The organism is Stenotrophomonas sp. PvP093 (assembly GCF_017876915.1).
In the GTDB taxonomy this organism is placed as follows: Bacteria; Pseudomonadota; Gammaproteobacteria; order Xanthomonadales; family Xanthomonadaceae; genus Stenotrophomonas; species Stenotrophomonas muris.
The window spans coordinates 256006-278643 of sequence record NZ_JAGIOX010000004.1 but is presented as its reverse complement, the minus strand read 5'-3'; the positions used below and the strand labels follow the sequence as shown (position 1 = coordinate 278643).

The following is a 22638-nucleotide window of genomic DNA, read 5'->3' as shown; positions in this document are numbered from 1 at the left end:
CGTTACTCCTGGGAAACCTGGGCACCACCGGCAGCACCCGCCGGGGACGCAGCAGCGGTGTTCTCACCGACGCCGATGAACTGGTCGATGACCTTCTTGAACAGCAGCGGTTCGACGCTGGAGAAGTGCTGCACCGGCGCGTTCTTCGACGGTGCGGCCAGCGCCTTGAACTGGTTGAAGTCCAGCGCCTGTGGTGCGCTGCGTACCTCGGCCACCCAGCGCTCGAACTCCTCGTTGCTGCTGGCGGTGGCAATGAACTTCATGTTCGAGAAGCCATGCCCGCTGTAGTTGCCGGACATGCCACGGAACTGGCCGGGCTCGTTGGCGATCAGGTGCAGCTGCGTGCGCATGCCGGCCACCGCGTAGATCTGCCCACCCAGCTGCGGGATGAAGAAGGTATTCATCGTCGAGTTGGAGGTGATGTTGAACGCCAGCGGGCGGTTGGCCGGGAAGTTGAGCTGGTTGACCGTGGCGATGCCCAGGTCCGGATAGACGAACACCCATTTCCAGTCGGTGGCGATCACGTCCACGTGCAGCGGCTCACCGGCCACGTCCAGCGGCTTGTACGGGTCCAGTTCGTGGGTCGACTTCCACACGATCACGGCCAGGCCGGCAATGATCAGCAGCGGCACGCCCCAGACCACGATCTCCACCTTGGTGGAGTGCGACCAGTCCGGCGTGTATTTCGCCTTGGTGTTGCCGGCGCGGAAGCGCCAGGCGAATACGAAGGTCAGCACGATGGCCGGTATCACCACGATCAGCATCAGGCCGATGCAGATCAGGATCAGGTCGCGCTGGGCGAGCCCGACCATGCCCTTCGAATCCAGCAGCACCCAGTCACAGCCCGACAGGCCGACGCAGGCCAGGGCGACCAGCGCCAGGCGGATGCGGTTCCAGCAGATATTCATTGGAGGTCAACCCTGTTGAAGAAGCGCGCTTGACCGGCTCGCCTGCGCGCAGCGCCCGGGCGTGGAGCGGCTACACTGTGGGTACGGGGTCGCCTACAAGAGAGCGATCCACTCCAATCAAGCCCATACAAGATACATCATTGTATGGACTTGTGCATCTGCACGTATGGAAAAACTGACCGATGACGCCACCTGCCGCCGGCCGCCGCCTGAAACACCCCAATCGCACCTGGGTTCGCCCCTTCCGCGAGGGCGCTGGCCCGCTGTACCTGCAGATCGCCCAGCAGGTGCGCGAGGCAGTGGATGACGGCGTGCTGCGTCCGGGCGACCGACTGCCGCCGCAGCGCGACCTGGCCCAGCAGGTGGGCGTGGACCTGACCACGGTCACCCGGGCCTTTGCCGAGCTGCGCCAGGCTGGCCTGCTGGATGCGCAGGGCGCCGGCGGCACCTTCATCGCGCTGTCGGCCGGCAACCGCAGCACCTCGGTGGACCTGAGCATGAACATCCCGCCGCTGCTGGGCAGCGCGCCGTTCGCACAGGGCATGGAGGCCGGTTTCCAGCACGTGGGCCAGCAGCTGGGCCAGGGCGAACTGATGAGCTACCACGTCGGCGCCGGCACCCGCGAGGACCGCGCCGCCGCCGTGCAGTGGCTGTCACCGGTGCTGGGCACGGTGGGTGCCGACCAGGTGGTGATCTGCCCCGGCGCGCAGACCGCACTGTGCGCACTGATCCTGGCCCGCACCCAGCCGGGCGAGCTGATCGCCGCCGAGCAGCTGACCTACCCGGGCCTGCTGGCCGCCGCGCGCGTGCTGCAGCGGGGTGTGGTGCCAGTGGCAATGGACGCCGAAGGCATGCTGCCCGACGCGCTGGAAGAGGCCTGCCAGCTACGCCGCCCGCGCCTGCTGTACCTGGTACCGACCATCCAGAACCCGACCACGGCGACGATGTCGGCACAACGCCGGCAGGCCCTGCTGGCGGTCGCGAAACGCCACGATCTGACCGTGATCGAAGACGATCCCTACTGGTTGCTGGCCGGGGACGCCGCACCGCCGCTGGCCGCCCACCGCGACGCCGGCTGCCCGGTGTATTACATCTCCACCCTGTCCAAGTGCCTGGCACCGGGCCTGCGCACCGCTTACCTGGTGGTGCCGGCCGGCGAACCGATGGAACCGGTGCTGGACGCCCTGCGTGCGATCGCGCTGATGCCGACCCAGTCGATGGTGGCGGTGGCGTCGCAGTGGATCCGCAGCGGCCAGGCCCAGGACATGGTGCAGCGCTTCCAGCAGGAGCTGCGCGAGCGCCAGGCGATTGCCGCGCAGTACCTGCCGTCCCGCGCGCGGGCGCACCCGGCCGGCCTGCACGTATGGCTGCCGCTACCGCCGCGGCTGGACCAGTACCGGCTGATCCAGGCCGCACAGGAACAGGGGCTGGGCATCGCCAGCTCGGACGCCTTCAGCGTGGAGGAACCGCCACCGGGCAACGCCATCCGCCTGTCGCTGGGCGGCGCAGTTGACCAGGATGCGCTGGCCGGGGCGCTGGCGAAACTGAACGAGATCCTGTCTGAGGCCCCCGAGGCCCGGCACAACGCCATCGTCTGAACCGGGCGCATGGCGCCGCATCCATACAAGATGATATTTTGTATGCAATGTATGGATGAAGGGACGTGCGTCGATGCGCGCCGAGAGACTGAAGTTCCACCTGGTAATGGCCGGCTGTGGTGGCTTTGTGGTGTTGATGCTGGCCGCGCTGGCCTGGGTCTGCCTGCAGCCGCAGACCGTGGATGTGCAGGCCGCCGAGCGCCACGCCATCGAGCAATGCGTGCAGCGCAGCGAGGATCCGTCGCGTAGCGAGATCCAGCGTCGCGCGCAGGCCGACTCCTGCCGCGAGATGCGCAAGCAGTACGTGCACAAGTTCGGCGGGGACGCGTCCTGATGGGCGCAGCCGCGCCGCGCCGCCGCTGGCTGCTGCCGACGATGATCGCCCTCGCCTGCCTGTTCATGGCCGGCGTGGCGGCTGCGCTGTGGCAGTACTTCGGCTACAGCGCGCAGTCGACGTTCACCGAACAGGCCATCGTCTTCGACGACTCGCAGCTGCGCCTGCCGTCCGATCTGGCCGGTGATACCGGCCGCATCCGCGTGGTGCACTTCTGGGACCCGGCGTGTGCCGTCTGCAACCGCGAAACCGGCGCACACCTGAGCTACCTGATCAGCATGTACCGCCGCGCCGGCATCGACTTCTATGCGATCCGCCGCCCCGGTACCCACGGCGAACTGCCTGAGCCGCTGCGCAACAAGGTGATCAACCTGCCGACCATCGACGGCATCGAACACATCCCGGCGAGCCCTGCCGTGGCGATCTGGGACCGGCAGGGCCACCTCGCCTATGCCGGCCCGTACAGCATCGGCATGGTCTGCAACTCGGCCAACAGCTTCGTCGAACCACTGCTGGACAGACTGGTGCGCGGCGAAACCGTGCGCCCGAAAGGACTGCTTGCCGTGGGCTGCTACTGCCCCTGGCAGGCCAAGCGCTGAGGACGCGCAATGACACCAGTGACGCTGGCCGCTGTGGCCGCCACAAGCAACAACGGCGGTCACCTGTCCGAACCGACCGATGGTTATGGACAGGCTCCCGCCGTTGGAAGCAACGATACGCCCCGACATGCTCCGTACATGCCGCGACCGGATGTCGCAGCCCGCGAATGGGTGCAGGACGTGCTCGCGCACAACGGGCCGATCTACCTGCGCATCGTCAATTCGCTGGAGCGCACGGTGCGTCGCGGTGGGCTTGCACCAGGACAACGCCTGCCCTCGCAGCGTGCGTTGGCGCAGCAGCTCGGCGTCGACCTGACCACGGTAACGCGGGCGTTCGACGAAGCGCGCAAGCGCGGCCTGATCGAGGCACGCGGGCCACAAGGCAGTTTCATCGCACCACCCAAGGCCGGCTTCGACCAGGTGGTGGACCTGAGCATGAACGTGCCGCCGGTGCCCGATGCCGATGCGCTGGCCGAGACCCTGCGCCGCGGTGCCGCCGCCGTGCTTGCGCGCAGCAACGCGCCGAACCTGATGACCTACCACCTGGGCGGCGGCAATCCCACCGACCGCCACGCGGCAGCGCGCTGGCTGCAATCGATGCTGGGCGCGGTGGAGGATGCCAGCCTGTTGCTGACCGAAGGCGCGCAGGTGGCGCTTGCCGCGATCCTGGTCAGCCAGGGCCGCGACGATGATGCGATCCTCTGCGATGCGCTGGTCTATCCGGGCCTGCTGCAGGCCGCCGCCGCACTGGGCCGGCGGCTGCTGCCGGTGGACAGCGACGAACACGGCATGTGCCCCGATGCGCTGGCCCGGCTGGCACGCGAAAGCGGCGCGCGGTTGGTCTATCTCAACCCCACCTGCCAGAACCCGACCGCGCTGACCCTGCCGCTGCAGCGGCGCGAAGCGCTGGCGCGTGTTCTGGAGAGGGAAGGCCTGCTGGCGATCGAAGACGATCCTTACTGGCACCTCGCCGAGGATGCACCGACACCGCTGGCGGCGCTGGCACCGCGCCATGTGTTCTACGTGGCGACGCTGTCGAAGGTGATCAGCCCCGGCCTGCGCACGGCCTTCGTGCGCTGCCCGGGTGCCGCGCACGCCGAGGCGATGGCTTCGGCCTTGCGCGCCACCCGGTTGATGGGGCATCCGCTGGTGGCGGCGCTGGCCAGCCAGCTGCTGCTGGATGGTTCGGCGCAATCGCTGCTGGCGCAGGTGCGCAGCGAAGCGCACGAGCGCATGCGCATGGCGCGCTACCTGCTGGCGCCTTCGCTGCTGCTGCGCGCCGAAGGCCTGCATGCCTGGTGCCGGGTACCAGCGCCATGGACTGACGCCACCCTGGTGCGTACCGCACAGCTGCAGGGGCTGGCGATCGCGCCCTCATCGGCGTTCTGCCCGCCGGGGGTGCAGCATCAGAACGGCGTGCGGCTGTCGCTGGGGCTGGCGGCCGATCGCCGGCAGCTGGAAAGTGCGCTGCGACGGATTGACCGGTTGTTGTTGTCGGACGCGTTGCCGGCGATCGAGCGGTAGCCCTGGAATGGGATGTGCCGACCAACGGTCGGCACCCACCCGACCGGTAGTGCCGGCCGCTGGCCGGCGGAAGATTCCCCGGCACGGTTGGAATGTGCCAACCAACAGTTGGCACCCACCCGACCGGTAGTGCCGGCCGCTGGCCGGCGGAAGATTCCCCGGCACGGTTGGAATGTGCCAACCAAGGTTGGCACCCACCAGATCGGTAGCGCCGGCCGCTGGCCGGCGGAAGATTCCCCGGTACGGTTGGAATGTGCCAACCAAGGTTGGCACCCACCCGAAATGTGCCAACCAAGGTTGGCACCCACCAAAGCAGGGTCAGGCCAAGGCGGAGAGCGCCTTCACCAGCGCATCCATCTGCTGCGGCCGGGTGAACACCGACGGCGTCACCCGCACGCAGGCGCCGGAGTCCAAGCCGTCGCGATGGGTGGTGAACACGCGATGCTCATCCAACAGGCGCTTCTGCAGCGCGATGTTGTCAGCCACGCTGGTGCGCCCGCGCAGGCGGAAGCTGGCCAATGCACTCGCCAACGCCGGATCCGGCGAAGACAGCACTTCGATGTGCGCCATCTGCCGCGCCGGCAGCGTCCAGCGCTCGCGCAGGTAACGCAGGCGCGCCTGCTTGTTGTCCGCACCGATGCGCTGGTGCAGGGCAATCGCCTCCGGAAGTGCCAGGTAAGCGGCGAAGTTGACCGTGCCGGTGTGTACGCGGCTGCCCACACGGCCGTCGTCGGTCTCGCCCATGTACGGGTCGAGGTCCGCAACGCGGCCCCTGCGCACGTACATCGCGCCGACACCGACCGGTGCGCCGATCCACTTGTGCAGGTTGATGCCGACGAAATCGGCCTTGAGCTGCGGCACCGCGTAGTCGATCTGGCCGAACCCGTGCGCCGCATCGACGATCACGTCGATACCGCGTGCGCGTGCACGCTCGGCGATCTCGGCCACCGGCAGCACCAGCCCATGGCGATGGCTGACCTGGGTCAGCAGCACCAGCTTCAGGCGTGGTAGCCGCGCGAACGCGGCCTCGTAGGCCTGCAGGATCTGCGCATGGTCGGGCACCACCGGCAGCGCGATGCGCTCGACCTGCACGCCACGGCGCTGCTGCAGCCAACGCATCGCACCGATCATGCTGTCGTAGTCGATGTCGGCGTACAGCACCTGGTCGCCGGGCCGCAGGCGGTTGTAGCCACCGATCAGCGCCAGCATCGCTTCGGTGGCGCCACGGGTCAGTGCGATCTCGTCGGCGCCCACGCCCAGCAGTTCGGCCACCTGCCGCTGCACCGCCATGTACTGCACCGGGAACTCATGACGGCCGTACCAGGCGTTACCACGGTTCACCTCGGCGGTGTGGCGCTGGTAGCTGGCCAGCGTCTCGCGGCCCATCGCGCCCCAGTAGCCGTTCTCCAGGTGGTTCACTTCATCGGTGATGTCGAAGTGGCTGGCCACGGCGGCCCAGTAGCCTTCATCGCGGGCCAGCGCGTCCGGCGCTACGGTCGTTGCGGGAATCTGCATGGACGCAGCGTAACCCGCGGCAGCCATGGCGGGCAGTGAAGACAGCGCAGCTGCAGCCGGCAGCAGTGCACCGGCACGCAACAGGACGCGGCGGTTGCGGTCCATCAGAAGCTCAGCCGGTACTGTGCGTACAGGTTGGCACCGTCGGTGTCGTACGGCGCGTTGCGCGAGTAGACCAGGCCGCGACTGGCCTGGAAGGTGGCTTCGTCCGGATAGCGGTCGAACACGTTGTCGGCACCCACGCGCAGGCTGTGATGTTCGTTGATGCGATAGCCGACGGCCAGGTCGAGGAAGCTCATCGCACCAAAGCGCTGGTAGATATCGCCCACCGCATTGCCGCTGGAATCGGTCCAGGCACCGTAGTAGCGCATGCGCGCCATCAGCGACCAGGCACCGATGTCCCAGCTGCCGGTCAAGCTGCCCTTGTGCTCGGGCAGGCGATCTTCGAACAGCACGCGCTGGGTCTCGTTGGTGGCCACCGAGGTGCTGCCGTTGTCCACGCGGGTGCGGTTGTAGTTGTAGGCCAGGGTCAGCGTCATGCGGCCCGCGCCGAGGTCGCGCAGGTAGTTGCCGACCACGTCCACGCCGGTGGTGGTGGTGTCGAAGTCGTTGGTGAAGTAGTTCACCGAGGTATAGCCCAGCGGATTGGGCGTACCGGCCGGAATGGCGAAACTGGCCGACTGGCTGAAGCGGTCGGTGAGCTTGATCTGGTAGACATCCACCGAGCCGGACAGGCCCAGGTCGGTGCGCCAGGTCAGGCCCAGCGATGCGGTACGCGATTCTTCCGGCTTCAACGGCCTGGCACCGAGCAGCTGCGCCAGCGGATCGTTCGGCGACAGGCGGCCGCTGGTGAAGATCTGCAGCGTGCGCGTATCCAACCCCTGGGTGGTGCTGGTGGTGTTGAGCTGCGCCGGCGTCGGCGCGCGGAAGCCGGTGGACACGGTGCCGCGCAGGGCGACGTCCGGGGTGATCGCGAAGCGCGCCGACAGTTTGCCGTCCAGTGTGCTGCCGAAGCTGGAGAAGTCCTCATAGCGGCTGGCTGCACCGATGCTCCAGCGCTCGCCCAGCGGCACTTCCATGTCCACGTAGGCGGCCTTGCTGCGCTGGCTCCACTGCCCGGCCTGGCTGGCCGAGAAGCCCGGCGCGCCATTGGAGTTGGCCTCCAGGCCCGCGGCCGCGCCCGGACCCACCGCGTACGAGGCCGGATCACCGGCGCGCACCTGGTAGGTTTCCTGGCGGAACTCGCCACCGAAGGCGACGTTGATCGGCTTGGACAGCGCAGCCACGTCCCATTCGTAGTTGAAGTCGGCGTTGGCGTTCTTCTCGGTCTGGGTCAGGCGGCCGAGATCGAAGTCGGTCGGGCTGGCCGGACCGAGCGAGGCATTGATCGAGTTCTTCAGGCGATAGTCGATGGCGTTGCGGCCATACGAGGCGCTGACATCCCAGCGCAGCTTCGGCGTGATCTCGCCGCGCAGGCCACCGACCAGCTGCAGGTCGTTCTGCACGTTGCCGTACTGCGGGCTGAAGCCGACCGGATACAGCGAGCGCAGGTTCCAGCCCGGGAAGATGGCGGTGGTGCGGTACGCGCCGGTGGTGGTGTCCGGGTTGCGCCAGTTGAAATCGCTGACGCCATCGCTGTGGCTGTACAGGCCAAAGGCATAGAGCTCCAGCGTATCGCTGGCGTTGGCCTTTACGTTGAAGCCGACGCGGCGGCTTTCCAGTTCCGGCTGGCCCCAGCGCTGCACCGGGTTGGGCACCTCCAGCTCCGGATGCGCGGCCTGGAAGGCGATGGCATCGGGGCGCTGGCGGGTGCGCGAGGTGGCGTCGGAGGTGGACGATTCGGCGAACAGCACCAGGCTGCCATAGTCGCCCAGCGACCAGCCGGTGCGTGCACTGAAATCGCGCGAAGCACCGTCGCCCTGCGCGTACTGCGAGTAGCCGGCGGTGATCTCGCTACCCGGCCCATCCTCCAGGATGATGTTGATGACGCCGGCGATGGCGTCCGAGCCGTACTGCGCCGACGCGCCATCACGCAGCACCTCGATGCGCTTGATCGCGCTGGTTGGAATCTGTGCCAGGTCAGCGGCCTGTGCACCACGGTTGCCGAGCAGCGCGCTGCGGTGGAAGCGGCGGCCGTTGACCAGCACCAGGGTCTGGTCCGGCGACAGGCCACGCAGCGTCGCCGGACGCACGAACACCTGGCCGTCCGCCATCGGCAGGCGCTGCACCACGAACGACGGCACCAGCTGGGCCAGCACGTCCTTCAGGTCGGTGGATTCGACGGACCTGATGTCTTCCTTGCTGAACACGTCCACCGGCACCAGCGTTTCGAACTGGGTGCGGTTGGACGCGCGGGTACCGGTGACCAGCATCGCGTCGAGCTGGGTGGGCGCGGCGCGGCTGCCGCCGGCGGCATCGACCGCATCGGCCTCCGCTGCGATCGCGCCTCCTGCGCTGGCCATGGAAAGGGCAAGGAGGATGGAACGCGAAAGCTTCGAACGATGCACGGCAGGGCTCCGGGAGGACGCGACAGGGCCAGCACCTGTGCGCACACAACAGGCCTGGACAAGGCGCGCAGTCTCGGCGCCATGTGTGAAGGAGGCATGACGTCAGTACGACAGCTTGATGCGCCAACCAAGGTTGGCCCCTGCCAGGGCTCATCCGTAGATCCACGCCATGCATGGGTGGCAATGCAGACCCACGCCCCATCCCCGCACACAGCGGCTAGCCGTTGGCGTCGTCGCCAAAGCCGAAACGGGCCGGCCGTGCCGTTCGCAGCGGAACGAACATCATGGCGGCGAACACCACCAAGGCGGGGGTGGACATGATCCAGATGCCCCTGTTGCGAATCCCGATCCCCATGAAGTCGACCTGCAGATCGCCGATCCATTGCAGCTGCGTCAGTATCATCACCAGCCCGCCGATAGTCGCGCACGGCAACCCACCGTGACCGGCCCCCAACAACGTCGGTGTCAGAAACCCGCCCAGCAACGCGAAGCCGACACGGTACACCCAGGGGTTGCCGCGCCACCGTGGCGCGCCGAACAACATCAGCAGCATCAGCGCCAGGGTCAACAGACTGGGAAGTACCCAGAGGGCAAGCAGCATTTCGATCATCTCGATCATCGGCCGGGCTCCGCTGGCCTGGCATCCCCCGTCGTCGATCGCATCTCCCCTGCCCCCCATCACGTCCATGAAGCACGCATTGTTGCCGGTACGCAGGCAGACGCAAAGCCCGGCAGCGCAAGAACTGCTAAACGCCGCGCCTGCCGATCCGCTACTGTGCCGGCATTGGATGCGGGGAACGGCAGGATGAGCGCGGCAGGCAAGGCGTTGTGGTACATCGAAACCCATGCGGACCAGCCATTGGCGCTGGCCGATATCGCCGCTGCGGCCGGCCTGTCGCCGTTTCATCTGTCACGCCTGTTCCAGGCCCGCACCGGCACCTCGGTGGTGCGCTACCTGCGCGGGCGCCGCCTGACCGCTGCCGCGCAGCGGTTGGCCAACGGCGCGGGCGACATCCTGCAGGTGGCGCTGGGGGCCGGCTACACCACCCATGCTGCCTTCACCCGCGCCTTCAGCGAACAGTTCGGGCAGACACCGGAACGGGTACGCGAACAGGGCACCGATGGGCTGACGCTGGTGCAGGCGATCCGCCTGGACGAGGCCCCGTCAGCCTGCATTGAAGCCCCCCGGCTGCTCGATACGCCCGCGTTCCAGCTGGCAGGCGTCGGCATGCGGCACACCCGCGACAGCAGCGGCGCGATTCCGGGCCAATGGGCCCAGCTCAACCGCGAGTGGCCGACGCCGGCACCGGTCAGCTTCGGCGTGTGCTGCAACAGTGATGACGATGGTGGCTTCGACTACATTGCGGCACTACCGGCAAGCACGGTGCCGAGCGTGCCTGCGCACTGGCGACGCGTGGACATCCCGGCGCGCCGCTACCTGGTGGCTTGGCACGGCGGACACATCTCGGCCATCCGCTCGACCTGGTTCTGGTTGCTGGATCATTATCTCCCTGCGTCCAACCTGAGCCTTGCCGATGCGCCGGACCTGGAGCGCTACGACGCCCGGTTCGACGAGCACAGCGGCAACGGCGGCGTGGAGATCTGGCTGCCGGTGGAAGAACGTCCCCACTGACAAGGAGTTGAAGATGCGCATGACCGCTGCTGTGCTGGGAGGAATGCTGCTGGCGTTCGCGAGCGTCGGCGCCGCGCGCGAAAGCGGCGTCGCCGGCGAGCGCCACGGCACGACGACGCTGGCCAGCGCCGCCGTGCGCGACGCAGGGCACCGCGACGCGCTGCGCTACACGGTCTGGTATCCGGCACAGGCCGGCAGCCGCGAAAACGCGCTGACCATCGGTCCACCCGACGCGCCGCTGTTCGACGCCGGCCGGTCGGCCAAGGATGCGCCGGTCGCGGGTGATCGCCTGCCGACCCTGCTGCTCTCGCATGGCAACGGCGGCAGCGCGCGCATGATGGGTTGGCTGGGCACGGCGCTGGCGCGGGCCGGATATCTGGTGATTGCGGTGGATCATCCAGGCAACAACGGCGTTGACACCATGACCCTGCCCGGCAGCCTTCTGACCTGGTTGCGCGCCGATGACCTGCGTGCCGCACTGGCGGCCGTGCAAGCTGATCCGGTGCTGGGCCCGCATGTCGATCCTGAGCGCCTGGGAGTCGCCGGCTTCTCGGCCGGTGGCTACACCGCGCTGCTGGCAGCCGGTGCGCGACCGGACCTGCAGCGATTGCGGGACTTCTGCACCGCACATCCGGATGACGGCGTCTGCCGGCCCCAACAGGAGGCGGCAACGCACACGATGGAGGCGCGCGTTGCCGCTGCGGCGTCGCCCGAGCTGTCGCCATGGATGTCCCACGCCAACGACGCACGCGCCATTCCCGGCGTGCGCGCGGTGTTCCTGCTGGCGCCGGCAATCGTGCAGGCCTTTGCGCCCGAGCAGCTCTCCTCGCTGAAACAGCCGGTGTCGATCGTACTGGGCCAGGCGGACACGATCGCGCCACCACAGACCAATGGCGAGGCTGCGCGTGCGGTGATTGCGGCCGCTGCACTGCAGGTGCTGCCCGGTGTCGGCCATTACGATTTCCTCGCCGCATGCACCCCGGCCGGACAACAGCGGCTGCAGGACCTGTGCAGCACATCGGTGCCGAAGGCGCAGACCCACGCGCAGGCAGCGGACGCGGCAATACGGTTCTTCAACCATTCGCTGCGCTAGTGGCCGCCGGGCATCGCCCGGCGCTACAGTGGGCGCGTCCACGGAGAATCGATCATGCGCCTGCTGCACCTCACTCTGCCGGTATCCGACGTCGCTTCCGTGGCCACATATTTCCACGATGTGCTGCAGCAGCGCGTGGTCGGCAACCATGTGCACGTCGGCTGGAGCACCCTCGAACTTCAGCCTGCGGCGGGGCGTCCGGTGGGTGGCGTGCATCTGGCCTTCAACGTGCCGGACAACCGCTTCAGCGAGGTAATGACGTGGTTGCGTGAGCGCACGCCGCTGCAGCGCAATCCGGCGGGGCTGGACTACTTCGCGCTGGAGAGCAGCTGGCAGTCGCAGTCGGTGTACTTCACCGGCCCGGACGGCCTGATCCTTGAACTGATCGGCCGCCGCCGCCTGCCGGCCAGCGCTCGCGAAGGCGTGTTCCATGGCAGCGAGCTGACCTGCCTGAGCGAAGTCGGCCTGCCCAGCCGCGATGTCGAGGCCGTACGCGAACTGTCCAACCAACGTTTCGGCCTGCAGCCGATCAGCCCGGCTTCGCCGCAGTTCGCACCGATGGGCGACGACGAGGGCCTGCTGATCGTGGTCGCGGCCGATCGACGGTGGTTTCCCGAGCAGAAGGACCTGCCCAATGCGCAGGGGCTGTTGCTGCAGGTGGGCGACGTGGCTGGCCCCGGTGTCGTGGAGGACGTTGTGCTCGGCTGGCGGGTACAGGCAGCCTGAACTACCAGCTGCCCGACGCACCACCTCCGCCGCTGCGGCCGCCGCCTCCGGACCAGCTGCTGGAGCTGCTCGCAGACGAACTTGATGACGGGGAGCTGGACGCACTGCGGTGGCCGACGGATGATCTTCGGCTGCCGCGTGCCTTCTCACCGGGCAGCATGGTGAAAATCCAGGCGAAGTACAGCACGACCGTGCCGGCACTCCACCCGATCGTCGTGGCAAGGCGTGCCACCGGGTCAGCGCGATCGATGGCCAGCAGTGCGAAGAGCACGTAGCCAGCGGTCAGCAGCAAGAGCGCTGCGAACCTCACCCCGAAGCTGCTGCGGTCCTTGTGCCAGCGCGCGCGGCACGCCTGCACGAGGAAGAACAGCAGCATGGCTACGATGCCTGCCGCCAGGTCCAGCAACGTGTGCAGGGCCAGACTGGGCGGCAACTGGCCACGCAGCACCATCACCACCAAGAACCCCGAACTGACCCCGAGCATGCCGAGCAGCACCACGCGCACACCTCGGCTGCGGCGCCAGCACCAGCCAAGCAGGCTCGCCACCGGTACGCACAACGCCAATACGATGCAGACCGCTGCCAATGCCTGGCGTGGCGCCCACATAGCCGCCGACAGCAGACCCGCGGCTACCACAGCCGTCACCAGCATCGGGCGGGCCCAGGCCGGCAATCGCTTCGGACGCGCCTGCGGCGTGGTGACCTCGCGTGGCGCTCCACGTCGTCGCTCGCGATGCCTGCGTGCGAGGTCGTCCGGCATCCTGGCCGCGGGCGCCGAGGGCGGTGAGCGCCACAGACCCGCAAGGAAGCCGGCCAGCAGCGTCAGTGCAACCACGGAATCCGCGCTGCGCCAATCGGCCGGCAGCACGTTGCGCATCGATGGCGCTTCCCAGGCCGGCAGGTCCTCGCCTTCGATCAGCGCGACCACGACCTTCGTTCCATCCAGCAGGCCCTGGTCAAGGTCGCCATCGCGGAAACGCGGCACGATCGCCTTGTCGATGATGCGGGCGGCATAGGCATCTGGAATCGCGCCCTCCAGACCGTAACCGGTCTGGATGCGTACACGGCGGTCCTGCACGGCCACGAGCAGCAGCACGCCATCGTCAACGCCTTCGCGGCCCAACTGCCACTGGTCGAACACCTGCTGTGCGTAGGCCTCGATGCCCTCGTCGCCAGCATGGTCGACCACCAGCACCTGCAGCTGCGCGCCGGTGCGCGCCTGCAACTTGAAGGCCTGCGTGCGCAGTATGTCGCGGGTATCCGCCGAAAGTGCGTTGGCGGCGTCCACCACCGGGTCATCCAGCGCAGGGACCGCAGCACCGGCCATCACCACCATCGGCAACAGGCACAACAGCATCAACAGCCATGCCGTGACCCGGGTGCACGTCATCCTGCGCAGCATCTTCACGTGCCCTGCCCTGCCTCGATCCGCGCATGCAGCGCCTGCAGCTGCGCGGCCGCCTGATTGAACACCTGCAGATCGGCATCGACCAGCGCCGACCAGTCGGGCGCGTGCCCCAGCAACTGCGCCACCTGCTCGGTCGGCGCACGATCAAAGCCTTCGCCCAGCACCGCGAGATAGCGTTCACGGAACCCTTCCGGGTCGCGTTGATCCTGCACGAACAGCTGCACGGCCAGCAGCCCTGCATAGAGGTAGTTCACCAGATAGTTGGGGTCGTCATACATCAGGCGCTTGCCGATCCAGCCGTTGCGCAGCTGCGGATAGCGCTCCGGGTCCTGACCGAAGCGCGCCAGCACCCGACCGGTCAACGCGTCCAGGTCATCGGCGGTACCCAGCGTGTTGTCCGCCACGCCCTCGTAGATCGACTGCTCCAGCTGCGCCTCTTCGGAAGACGTGAACAGCTGCAGCACCATATCGTCCAGCAGTGACTTCAGGTAATAGGCCTTGGCCCGCGGGTCCTCTGCCTGCTGGTACAGCTGGTCGCGGAAGCGCAGTTCGTTGTAGATGGCGAAGGCCTCGGTCAGCCACTGGCTGCCATTGCGCTGCAGCGGCGAGGCATGGCCGCGCTGCATCCACTCACCGTGCATGGCATGACCGGCTTCATGGGCGATCTCGACATCGCTTTCCAGATCACCACGGCGCACGCCAACGAACAGCATTGCCGGCACGCCGGGAGCGCTTACCGAGAACGCGTCCTGGCTGCGGTCACCACGTTCGGTGGCCAGATCCATGCGCCGGTTGGCCGGATCGAGCAGCGCACGCAGCTCACTGACGTATGCCGGCCCCAGGTGCTGCATGGCATCGGCGGCATTGTCGCGCAGCTGCGCCAGCGTCAGTACCGGCGGCATATAGCCGGCATCGGGCAACGTGGTATCCCAGAGCTGCGGCGCATCGATGCCTGAACGCGCGGCGTGGCGCAGCAGCATGTCCTGGTAGGCGCGACGGTCCCCTGCATGGCGTTCGATCGCCTGCAGCGTAGCATCCACCGCCGATGCATCCAGGCCCATGCGCTGGTAGCCCCGCGCCGGTGCAGAACCATCGCCCTGCAGGCGCGCGGCGGCATCGTTCACCCGCACCAGGCCCAGCAGCACCGAGGCCATCGGCTCGCGGCGCGAGTGCAGGCCCTGCCAGTAACCCTTCCAGCCCGCTTCCCGCAACGCGCGGTCCTGCTGCTGGGCCAGTGCCTGCTTGTCGAGCCCGGTGTCCCAGTGCCGACCATCACGCTCGATCTGCGGGTACTCGGCACTGCGCAGGATCTGCCCACGCAGCCGTGCGAAACTGTCCAGTGCCGGATCGGCCAGGGCCTCCACGGCCTCATCCAGTGCGGTACTGGCCGGTGCTGCAGCGTCCTTCAGCGCACGCGCGCGCAGGAAGGCAAACGGTGCCGCCCACGCCGCGTCTGCGGGCGCTTCGCGCAGCGCCGCGCGGCCGGTGTGGGCGATGCGGCTGCACAGCCCCATCACCTGGTCCAGCGCCTGCGTCGGGCGATGGTCACGGGCGTTGCGTGCAGCCTGCAGATGCAGATAGCTGTGATGGCGCAGGCACTGCGCCTGCAGTGCCTCGGCCTGATGGAAGCGTTGCGCAGGTGCAAGCGCGGAAGCCTGCTGCAGGGCCTCGACACGCTTGCCCAGCTCGCCGCGCGCGGCCTGTTCGGCTGCCGCACTGGCGAAGTAGGCGCTATCGTCGGCCGGCAGCGACTGCGCCTGGACGCCGGAGAAGGGTGCCATTGCCAGCATGACAGTCATGGTGGCGGTGATGGTGCACATCCTGCGAGCCTGCATCGGCGTCTCCCTGCCTGGATCAGGCTCCGAGCCTAGCAGCCCCCGCCCGGCCGCGCCTGTGCCGGGACAGGCATCAGATCGACTCATCCTCGCGCTTGACCAGCGTCCAGCAGGGCGACTGCGCGAAGGTGTAGGTCTGCTGGTCGCTGCTGTCCGGCGTGCGGATCTGTACCTGCCGTTGCCCATCGGCCAGCGTGCTGACCTGCATCTCGCGGCCCTGCCCGGCCAACGCGGCGGGATCAGGCATCACCGGCCACTCGACATCGGCCAGCGCCAGGCGGCTTTCCACCTTGCGCGGTTCCGGCTCGGCCTCGGCATCGATGTAGCTGTCCAGCAGCGGATCGGCGGTGGCCTTTTCCTGCAGCGCGATCTCGTTGCCGAAGTGCTTCAGGAACGCATCGAACTGCGAGTAGGGGCATTCACCGCTGGCAGGCACCGGTGCGGGCTGGACCGCTGCCGCCGTGGACGACGGCGCGGGATGTGCAGGCGCCACTTCCGTGGGCGTCACCTGGGGCTCGGGCGTGCAGGCAACCAGGGCCACGCCACAGGCAAGCATCAGCACGGCAGCGGAACGGTTTCGACGCATGGGCTCATCCTGAATCCGGTTGGGTCGTCCCATGCTACCGCGCGCCCTACAATTCCGGCATTCCGCCTGACCGAGACTCTCCATGCGTCGCCTCCTGCTCATGATCGGCCTGCTGTTGCCCGCCCTGTGGCCAGCGCTGGCGATGGCCGTCGATGTCCACGAAGGCGATCTGCTGTTCGTCACCGCCGGCCGCAGCGGCCTCAGTGCGGCCATCGACGATGCCACCGGCAAGCAGGGCGCGCCCAGCTTCGATCATGTGGCCCTGGTCGCTGTGGCGCCAAACGGCTGGGAGGTACTGCATGCGGACGAGAAGGGATCGCGTCGGCAATCGCTGGTCGAGTTCCGCCAGGACGCCCGGACCAAGCAGCGGCAGATCGTGGTCTATCGCCTGCGGGCACCGCAGCAGGCGGCGATCAAGGATGCGGTCGCCACCGCGCGCATGATGCTGGGCAAGCCGTACAACACGTCGTATGTGTTGAACGAGGACAGCTACTACTGTTCCGACTTCATCGAGCGTGCGTTCCGTGCGCACCATGTGTTCGCGCTGCAGCCGATGAACTTCCGCAATCCGCAGACCGGGCAGATCGCCCAGCACTGGGTCGATCTGTACCGCGGCATGGGCATGGAGGTGCCGCAGGATCAGCCCGGCACCAATCCCAATGACATGTCGGCCGCCCCGGTGCTGCAACGCATCGGCGTGCTGGAATAAGCGAAGCCCCGCGCGCGGCGGGGCTTCGGGGGTTGCCCAGGGTGGGTACCGACGTCACTCTTCCTCGTCCTGCCCACCTTGCTGCTGATTGCGCTGGTTGCGCTGCTGCTGTTCCTGCTGTTGTTGCTGCTGCTGGTCGCGGCCACGGCCCTGCTGCTGATCCTGCTGGTTCTGCTGGCCCTGCTGCTTCTGGTTCGGGTTCTGGTTCTGCTGTGCCATGTCCGATCTCCAAAGCCACGCGCGGAATGCGGTGGACGGGGCCATCGTCTGCAGCGAAGAGTTAATCGCGCGTTGGCGGACGGCTACACCTGTGTGTACGCGCGTGAATGAACGCGCGAAAGCCCTTGCGGCACAAGCCGCTGAAGGATTCATGCGGGTTCGGCATGTCCTCATGCCATCCCCAGCGTTGCTCGTATTCATGGCGCTCGCAGCCGGAAACACGCGCTGAACGAGGCTGGTTTCCCGGCGCATGCAGGGAAGCCAGCTCTGCATTCATGGCATCACCGGTGGCACATACGCCAGGGTCATGCCCAGCAGCCACAACAGGCCCAGCACCAGCGGGATGTGCACCAGCAATTGGATGAAGGTGAAGCCCACGATGTCGCGTGCCTTCAGGCCCAGCACGCCCAGCAGCGGCAGCATCCAGAACGGGTTGATCAGGTTGGGCAGGGCTTCGGCCGCGTTGTAGACCTGCACCGCCCAGCCCAGGTGCGCCTTCAGTTCGTTGGCGGCCTGCATCACGTACGGCGCCTCGATGATCCACTTGCCGCCACCGGACGGCACGAAGAAGCCCAGCACGGCCGAATAGACGCCCATCACCAGCGCGAACGAATCGGTGCTGGCCACGTGCACGAACAGGCTCGACAGCCGATGCGCCAGGGTCTGCCCGTCACCGCCAGCGGCGTGGGTGAGGATCATCGCGATGCCGCCGTACAGCGGGAACTGGATCAGCACGCCGGTGGTACTCGGCACCGCCTTGGCCACCGCGTTGAGGAAGCTGCGCGGGCGCCAGTGCAGCAGCAGGCCCAACGAGATGAACAGGAAGTTGTAGGTATTGAGGTTGGCGATGGCGGTGATCACCGGCTTGTTGGCGAACTCGTTGAACAGCCAGCCGAACGCCAGCAGCGAGAGCAGCACGGTCAGCAGCGGGCTGTATTCCAGCCATTCGCCCGGGCGCGTGCGTCGCTGCAGCGGTTCCGGCTCGGCCTGTGCAGCACCGGGGAACTCCTCGGCGGTACGCGCACTACCCGCCGCGGGTGCCGTCAGCCAGGCGATCAGCAGCGAGACCAGGATCAGCACCGAGGTCAGCGCGATCGACTGCCACAGGAAGATGGTTTCGGTGAACGGCAGCACGCCGGTGATCTCCACCAGCCCCGGCGGCATGCTGGCCGGGTTGGCCTGCAGCTGTGCGGCCGAGGAACTGAGCCCCATTGCCCACACCGCACCCAGGCCGAGGTACGCCGAAGCACCGGCGGCGCGGTAGTCCATGCGCAGTTCGGTACGACGGGCCAGCGCACGCACCAGCAGGCCACCGAACACCAGCGAGAACCCCCAGCTGAGCAGCGAGGCGAGCATGCTGACCAGGCCCACGTACACCACCGCACCGCGGCCGGTACGCGGCACCCGGGCCAGGAAGTCGATGAAGCGCGCGACCACCGGCGCGGTGGCCACGGCGTAGCCACCGATGACCACGAAGGCCATCTGCATGGTGAAGGGAATCAGGCTCCAGAAGCCGTCACCGAAGGCGCTCGCGGTGGCCTGCGGGGTCGAGCCGAAGCCCATCGCGGCCAGCGCGACGATGACCACGCCCAGCACCGCGAACACATACGCATCGGGGAACCACTTTTCCGCCCAGGCGGCCGAACGCAGCGCTGCGCGCGCCATCCAGCCGTCCTGTACTGCTGCCGTCGAGGCCATCGCCTACCCTCCCAGGTTCGATGGCCCGATTCTGGGCGGTGGGGTGCGGGCTGTCAGCCACCTATTGGTCGTAGGCGGCACAGAACGGTAGTGCCGGCCGCTGGCCGGCAATTTCCCAATCGGGATGGTCGTGCAGCCGGCCAGCGGCCGGCTCTACCAGATCCAGGCATCATCGCAGGTGGTGGAAGGCGGTGGTGCCGGCCGCTGGCCGGCAACCTCGGGATCGCGCACGGGTGCAGCCGGCCAGCGGCCGGCTCTACCAGATCCAAGCATCATCGCAGGTGGTGGAAGGCGGTAGTGCCGGCCGCTGGCCGGCAACTTCGGGATCGCGCACGGGTGCAGCCGGCCAGCGGCCGGCTCTACCAGATCCAGGCATCATCGCAGGTGGTGGAAGGCGGTAGTGCCGGCCGCTGGCCGGCAACCTCGGGATCGCGCACGGGCGCAGCCGGCCAGCGGCCGGCTCTACCAGGCCTTGGGATCAACGCAGCGCCAGGTCCACGGCGATGCCGGCAAACAGCGCGGCACCCACCCAGTTGTTGTGCAGGAACGCCTTGAAGCACGGGCCGCGTTCGCGGTTGCGGCAGATCCAGAACTCGTACACCACCAGCGCGGTGGCCACGGCCACGCCGGCCAGGTAGTACCCGCCCAGCCCGCCACGCACACCGACCAGCGCCATCGTGGCCAGAAACAGTGCGTACAGCACGCCCTGGATGACCAGATCGAGATCACCGAACAGGATCGCGGTGGAGTGCGAGCCCATCTTCAGGTCGTCCTCGCGGTCGACCATGGCGTACCAGGTGTCGTAGGCGGTGGACCACAGGATGTTGCCGGCGTACAGCAGCCAACCCAGCATCGGCACCTCGCCCTGCACGGCGGCGAAGGCCATCGGGATGCCCCAGCCAAACGACATGCCCAGGTAGACCTGCGGCAGGTGGGTGTAGCGCTTCAGGTACGGGTAGCTGGCCGCCAGGAACACGCCGATGAAGCTGAGGCCGATGGTCAGCCCGTTCAGGGTCAGCACCAGGCCGAACGCCACCAGCATCAGCACCGCGAACAGGGCGAGCGCAGCTCGGCCGCTGATTGCGCCGGTGGCCAGCGGACGCGCCTTGGTGCGTTCCACGTGCGGGTCGAGCCAGCGGTCGGCGTAGTCGTTGATGACGCAACCGGCCGAGCGGGTCAACCACACGCCGGCGGTGAACACGAACAGCGTCCACAGCGGCGGCAGGCCGCCGGCAGCCAGCCACAACGCCCACCAGGTGGGCCACAGCAGCAGCAACGTGCCGATCGGGCGATCAGCGCGCATCAGACTCCAGTAATGCCGCCAACGCGGCGTCGCCGGCGACTGCGGCGAAGTGAGGGGGGTATCAGCCATGGCGATAGGATACTCCTGCCCCTCCGGCAGGGCTTTGCCGGTGGGGGGAGATTTGTTCGGCGAAACTGGATAGAATGCCCGTCCCGCACCGCTTCATGGCGCTGCGATGCCCGCCCCGGCACTGGCCGACGGCGCGGCGGTTCTACAACGCGCCCGTAGCTCAGCCGGATAGAGTAGTGGCTTCCGAAGCCATTGGTCGGGGGTTCGAATCCCTCCGGGCGCGCCATTTTTCCTTCATTGCCTGTACGCAGCGTCCCAACCGGGCGATGCTGCGAAGTCGCAAGGAATCCGGCTCGCCGCCAGGAATGTCAGGGAATGAACGTTGCCGAGCGATGTTCGCAATCGGCAGCGTCCTGTACCACGATGGAGTAATTCGCGCCCGCGCTGGATGCGCCGGGCAGGAACAGGCCATCACCATCGAACAGAACGCTCTGCTGTTCATCCTGCCCGATCGACACCCCGATCGCTCCCGGTGTGATTTCCTCAAGGATCACGTTGTAAGGCCGCCAGGCATCTTCGCCTGTGCGCCTCATCTCTGCGCGAGCGGTCCTTGAGTTCAACCTGCGTCTCTCATCCACCCACAGCTGAAGCGGCTGACCAGCGTTGTGGCTGACCTGGAAGCGCCCATAGGTCAGCCCGTCGATGCTCTCGGTGCCGATGTAAGTGAATTGGGCCGGCTGACACTTCGTCGTGCGGTTCGGATGCGCCGCACAGGATGTCAGTGCGGCCGCGAGGCAAAAGGCAGTCAGGCGCTTCATGGGTTCGAGGCCTGATGTGGGTGGTTGTCGCGGCGGAATGCGGCGGTGAGGGCAACCAGCACTACGCCCCAGAGCGGCGTGAGCAGCACGACGCTGATCACCGTCAGCGAACCGGTACCTGCCAGAGCAGCGATGGCCTGAATCCGCTGAATCTGTAGGCTTCCAGTACAAGTACCACGACCTGGGCCAGAAGGCCCGCGAGCAGCCCCAAGCCAGCCCCCTTGGCAAGCCGCCTGAACGTCAGGCGGCCAGCGGCGGGAACCCGTGCGCCAATTCCCAGCAACAGAAGGCTGACGGCATACAGCCAGAAGAAAACCTGATGTGAGTCGAAGGCGTAAAGCGCCCTGCCCACAAAGTGCAGGAACAGCCAGAGTGCTCCACACGACACCGCGTAGGCCAACCCATACCGAAGAATCCGCCTGGCTTTCATCTTGTACCTCTCCGAGGCGTGCAGGCCGATCGCGTTCTGTTGTGGAGGAGCGCGGGAGCTCATGCACCTTGCCTCCTGCTTGGCGGCCTACTCACGCAGCCCATCGCGCAGCGCGCGAGAGTACTGCCTGCCCGAAGTCACTGTCGACACCGAACCGGGAAAGCAGTTCGCTGAGTACAGGATCCATGATGTTCATCGAGCTGCACGCACGGTAGAGCCCATTGCGTTGGCCCGATGGTGATCCGTCCTGTAATCCATCCCTTCGTCAGCTCCCTGCCGGCCTACATGCCCCGCAACCTGCCCCCGTTCAAGCCAAGCGGTGCGTGCGCCGTGGGGTGATGCCCTCAATCGATCAATGCGACACAACGGCCAATCGCTCCGCACCCACCATGGATTCGCATGAAAAAGAACAGCCCGTCCCCATCTGGCCTAGCGGTCTACTGTTACGCCTGTGATCGATAGCTCGATCGTCCCGGGAAGCTCTGCTCAAGAATCATGATTTGACAGGAATCAACCGGCCTTCCCAAGCGCCCTCTACTAGAAGTGCAATCTTCTGCGCCGACAGAGGCCTCATGAAGACCACGGTGTCGTCAAGCCGCTCAACAGCTGCAATCTATGCCCCCGCCCTCAAACACACCAACAGAGCGCTCGCAAATGAAATTCCCACTTCCCTATTCCCACCTCAGACCCACACACATAAGAATCTTCAAAGCGCTCCTGAGCACCCTCCGAAGACCTTGGCAGGCCTCTTACTCAGGCTCACAGCAACCACTCGATGCACTTGCTCCCCACAACTTCCCATTACCCCGTACAAGATGAGAATTCCATTGTCATTTATGTAGCCGACAAAACTCCCGCCTCCTGCACCCGAGGCCGCTCTGACGAGATAAACAGTCTCCCCCTCTGCCGGCACTAACCCATTCAACTGTAGTGGCGCGAATTTCTCAGCAGCATCCGATGCTTGGATGATGCTCAAGTTCTGATCGAGCATCCACTGAGCAATCGATTTTTCGCTCTGCGGATTCAAGGTGGCCAAGCGGTCACTTCGAAGTGTCGTCGAGTTCCCAGGAATGATCTCATCCGATGAAACGTCCACCCAATCTGAGTTCCATTCAATGTGTTTGATCTGGCTAGTGCCACAGCCTCCGAGCAATGGAAGAAGGAGCGCAGCCACGCGTAGACTCAC

At 66.9% G+C, this 22638-nt stretch carries 21 protein-coding genes and 1 tRNA gene; 9 read left to right on the top strand and 13 right to left on the bottom strand.

All coding sequences use genetic code 11. From position 1 onward, the window contains the following. Positions 1–2: 2 nt before the first annotated feature. Complete coding sequence (gene cyoA, locus J3A72_RS03910; protein WP_075076241.1) at positions 3–908, bottom strand: ubiquinol oxidase subunit II; 906 nt, start codon at positions 906–908, stop codon at positions 3–5. Between the two features lie 182 nt (positions 909–1090). Here cyoA and J3A72_RS03905 point away from each other — a divergent pair, with 182 nt between their 5' ends. Genes J3A72_RS03905 through J3A72_RS03890 form a run of 4 tightly spaced genes read left to right on the top strand, consistent with a single transcriptional unit; the run spans position 1091 to position 4963 of the window. Beyond that, positions 1091–2506 carry a PLP-dependent aminotransferase family protein gene (locus J3A72_RS03905; protein WP_075076240.1) on the top strand — a complete coding sequence of 472 codons (1416 nt, stop codon included), beginning with the start codon at positions 1091–1093 and terminating at the stop codon, positions 2504–2506. Positions 2507–2561: 55 nt separating this feature from the next. After that, entirely contained in the window at positions 2562–2840 is a 279-nt protein-coding gene (locus tag J3A72_RS03900; RefSeq protein ID WP_169411283.1) for a hypothetical protein, read from the top strand. Beyond that, positions 2840–3439, top strand: coding sequence for a DUF6436 domain-containing protein (locus J3A72_RS03895; protein WP_032958773.1), 600 nt, complete (start codon positions 2840–2842; stop codon positions 3437–3439). Before J3A72_RS03900 ends, J3A72_RS03895 begins: the two co-directional genes overlap by 1 nt. Before the next feature lie 9 nt (positions 3440–3448). After that, positions 3449–4963, top strand: a complete 1515-nt coding sequence (locus J3A72_RS03890; protein ID WP_075076239.1) for a PLP-dependent aminotransferase family protein — start codon at positions 3449–3451, stop codon at positions 4961–4963. 318 nt (positions 4964–5281) lie between these two features. Here J3A72_RS03890 and J3A72_RS03885 read toward each other — a convergent pair whose 3' ends face one another. From J3A72_RS03885 to J3A72_RS03875, 3 genes are all read right to left on the bottom strand, one after another. Continuing rightward, positions 5282–6583, bottom strand: a complete 1302-nt coding sequence (locus J3A72_RS03885) for an aminotransferase class V-fold PLP-dependent enzyme (RefSeq protein ID WP_075076238.1) — start codon at positions 6581–6583, stop codon at positions 5282–5284. Further along, positions 6583–8985, bottom strand: a complete 2403-nt coding sequence (locus J3A72_RS03880; RefSeq protein ID WP_080469280.1) for a TonB-dependent receptor — start codon at positions 8983–8985, stop codon at positions 6583–6585. The genes J3A72_RS03885 and J3A72_RS03880 overlap by 1 nt, the downstream gene beginning before the upstream one ends. A gap of 217 nt (positions 8986–9202) precedes the next feature. Then, positions 9203–9604: a hypothetical protein gene (locus J3A72_RS03875; protein WP_014648738.1), complete on the bottom strand. Its 402-nt coding sequence runs from the start codon at positions 9602–9604 to the stop codon at positions 9203–9205. Between the two features lie 186 nt (positions 9605–9790). On the opposite strand from J3A72_RS03875, the gene J3A72_RS03870 reads away from it, so the two are divergent. The 3 genes from J3A72_RS03870 to J3A72_RS03860 are packed head-to-tail and all read left to right on the top strand — an operon-like array spanning position 9791 to position 12437. Further along, complete coding sequence (locus J3A72_RS03870) at positions 9791–10618, top strand: AraC family transcriptional regulator (protein ID WP_069117691.1); 828 nt, start codon at positions 9791–9793, stop codon at positions 10616–10618. Between the two features lie 13 nt (positions 10619–10631). Then, positions 10632–11711, top strand: coding sequence for an alpha/beta hydrolase (locus J3A72_RS03865; protein WP_075076236.1), 1080 nt, complete (start codon positions 10632–10634; stop codon positions 11709–11711). Between the two features lie 54 nt (positions 11712–11765). Then, entirely contained in the window at positions 11766–12437 is a 672-nt protein-coding gene (locus J3A72_RS03860; protein WP_075076235.1) for a hypothetical protein, read from the top strand. 1 nt (position 12438) lies between these two features. Here the strand turns inward: J3A72_RS03860 and J3A72_RS03855 are convergent, their stop codons facing one another. The 3 genes from J3A72_RS03855 to J3A72_RS03845 form a co-directional block, all read right to left on the bottom strand. Further along, positions 12439–13839 (bottom strand): TPM domain-containing protein, encoded by a 1401-nt coding sequence (locus tag J3A72_RS03855; RefSeq protein ID WP_075076234.1) that lies wholly within the window; start codon positions 13837–13839, stop codon positions 12439–12441. Between the two features lie 2 nt (positions 13840–13841). Continuing rightward, a complete protein-coding gene (locus J3A72_RS03850; RefSeq protein ID WP_075076233.1) occupies positions 13842–15680 on the bottom strand; it encodes a M3 family metallopeptidase in 1839 nt (612 codons plus the stop codon). Between the two features lie 73 nt (positions 15681–15753). Further along, complete coding sequence (locus J3A72_RS03845) at positions 15754–16266, bottom strand: hypothetical protein (RefSeq protein WP_032958753.1); 513 nt, start codon at positions 16264–16266, stop codon at positions 15754–15756. 82 nt (positions 16267–16348) lie between these two features. On the opposite strand from J3A72_RS03845, the gene J3A72_RS03840 reads away from it, so the two are divergent. Then, a complete protein-coding gene (locus J3A72_RS03840; protein ID WP_032958751.1) occupies positions 16349–16975 on the top strand; it encodes a YiiX/YebB-like N1pC/P60 family cysteine hydrolase in 627 nt (208 codons plus the stop codon). 54 nt (positions 16976–17029) lie between these two features. On the opposite strand, the gene J3A72_RS22935 is transcribed toward J3A72_RS03840, so the two are convergent. The 3 genes from J3A72_RS22935 to ubiA all read right to left on the bottom strand — a co-directional run bounded on the left by J3A72_RS22935 (position 17030) and on the right by ubiA (position 20264). After that, positions 17030–17194 carry a hypothetical protein gene (locus J3A72_RS22935; RefSeq protein ID WP_005414774.1) on the bottom strand — a complete coding sequence of 55 codons (165 nt, stop codon included), beginning with the start codon at positions 17192–17194 and terminating at the stop codon, positions 17030–17032. 273 nt (positions 17195–17467) lie between these two features. Next, the gene (locus J3A72_RS03830; protein ID WP_014038818.1) at positions 17468–18892 is read right to left on the bottom strand and encodes a TIGR00366 family protein; all 1425 of its coding nucleotides are present in this window, start codon (positions 18890–18892) and stop codon (positions 17468–17470) included. A gap of 478 nt (positions 18893–19370) precedes the next feature. Next, positions 19371–20264 carry a 4-hydroxybenzoate octaprenyltransferase gene (gene ubiA / locus J3A72_RS03825; protein WP_005411493.1) on the bottom strand — a complete coding sequence of 298 codons (894 nt, stop codon included), beginning with the start codon at positions 20262–20264 and terminating at the stop codon, positions 19371–19373. A 149-nt stretch (positions 20265–20413) separates the two neighbouring features. Between ubiA and J3A72_RS03820 the strand changes: the two genes are divergently transcribed. Then, positions 20414–20490 (top strand) — tRNA-Arg (locus J3A72_RS03820). Between the two features lie 82 nt (positions 20491–20572). Here J3A72_RS03820 and J3A72_RS03815 read toward each other — a convergent pair. From J3A72_RS03815 to J3A72_RS03805, 3 genes are all read right to left on the bottom strand, one after another. Continuing rightward, the gene (locus J3A72_RS03815; protein WP_032967050.1) at positions 20573–21022 is read right to left on the bottom strand and encodes a hypothetical protein; all 450 of its coding nucleotides are present in this window, start codon (positions 21020–21022) and stop codon (positions 20573–20575) included. Positions 21023–21125: 103 nt separating this feature from the next. Continuing rightward, a complete protein-coding gene (locus J3A72_RS03810; protein ID WP_227863710.1) occupies positions 21126–21515 on the bottom strand; it encodes a hypothetical protein in 390 nt (129 codons plus the stop codon). Between the two features lie 643 nt (positions 21516–22158). Beyond that, positions 22159–22626: a hypothetical protein gene (locus tag J3A72_RS03805; RefSeq protein WP_227832754.1), complete on the bottom strand. Its 468-nt coding sequence runs from the start codon at positions 22624–22626 to the stop codon at positions 22159–22161. Between the last annotated feature and the right edge of the window lie 12 nt (positions 22627–22638).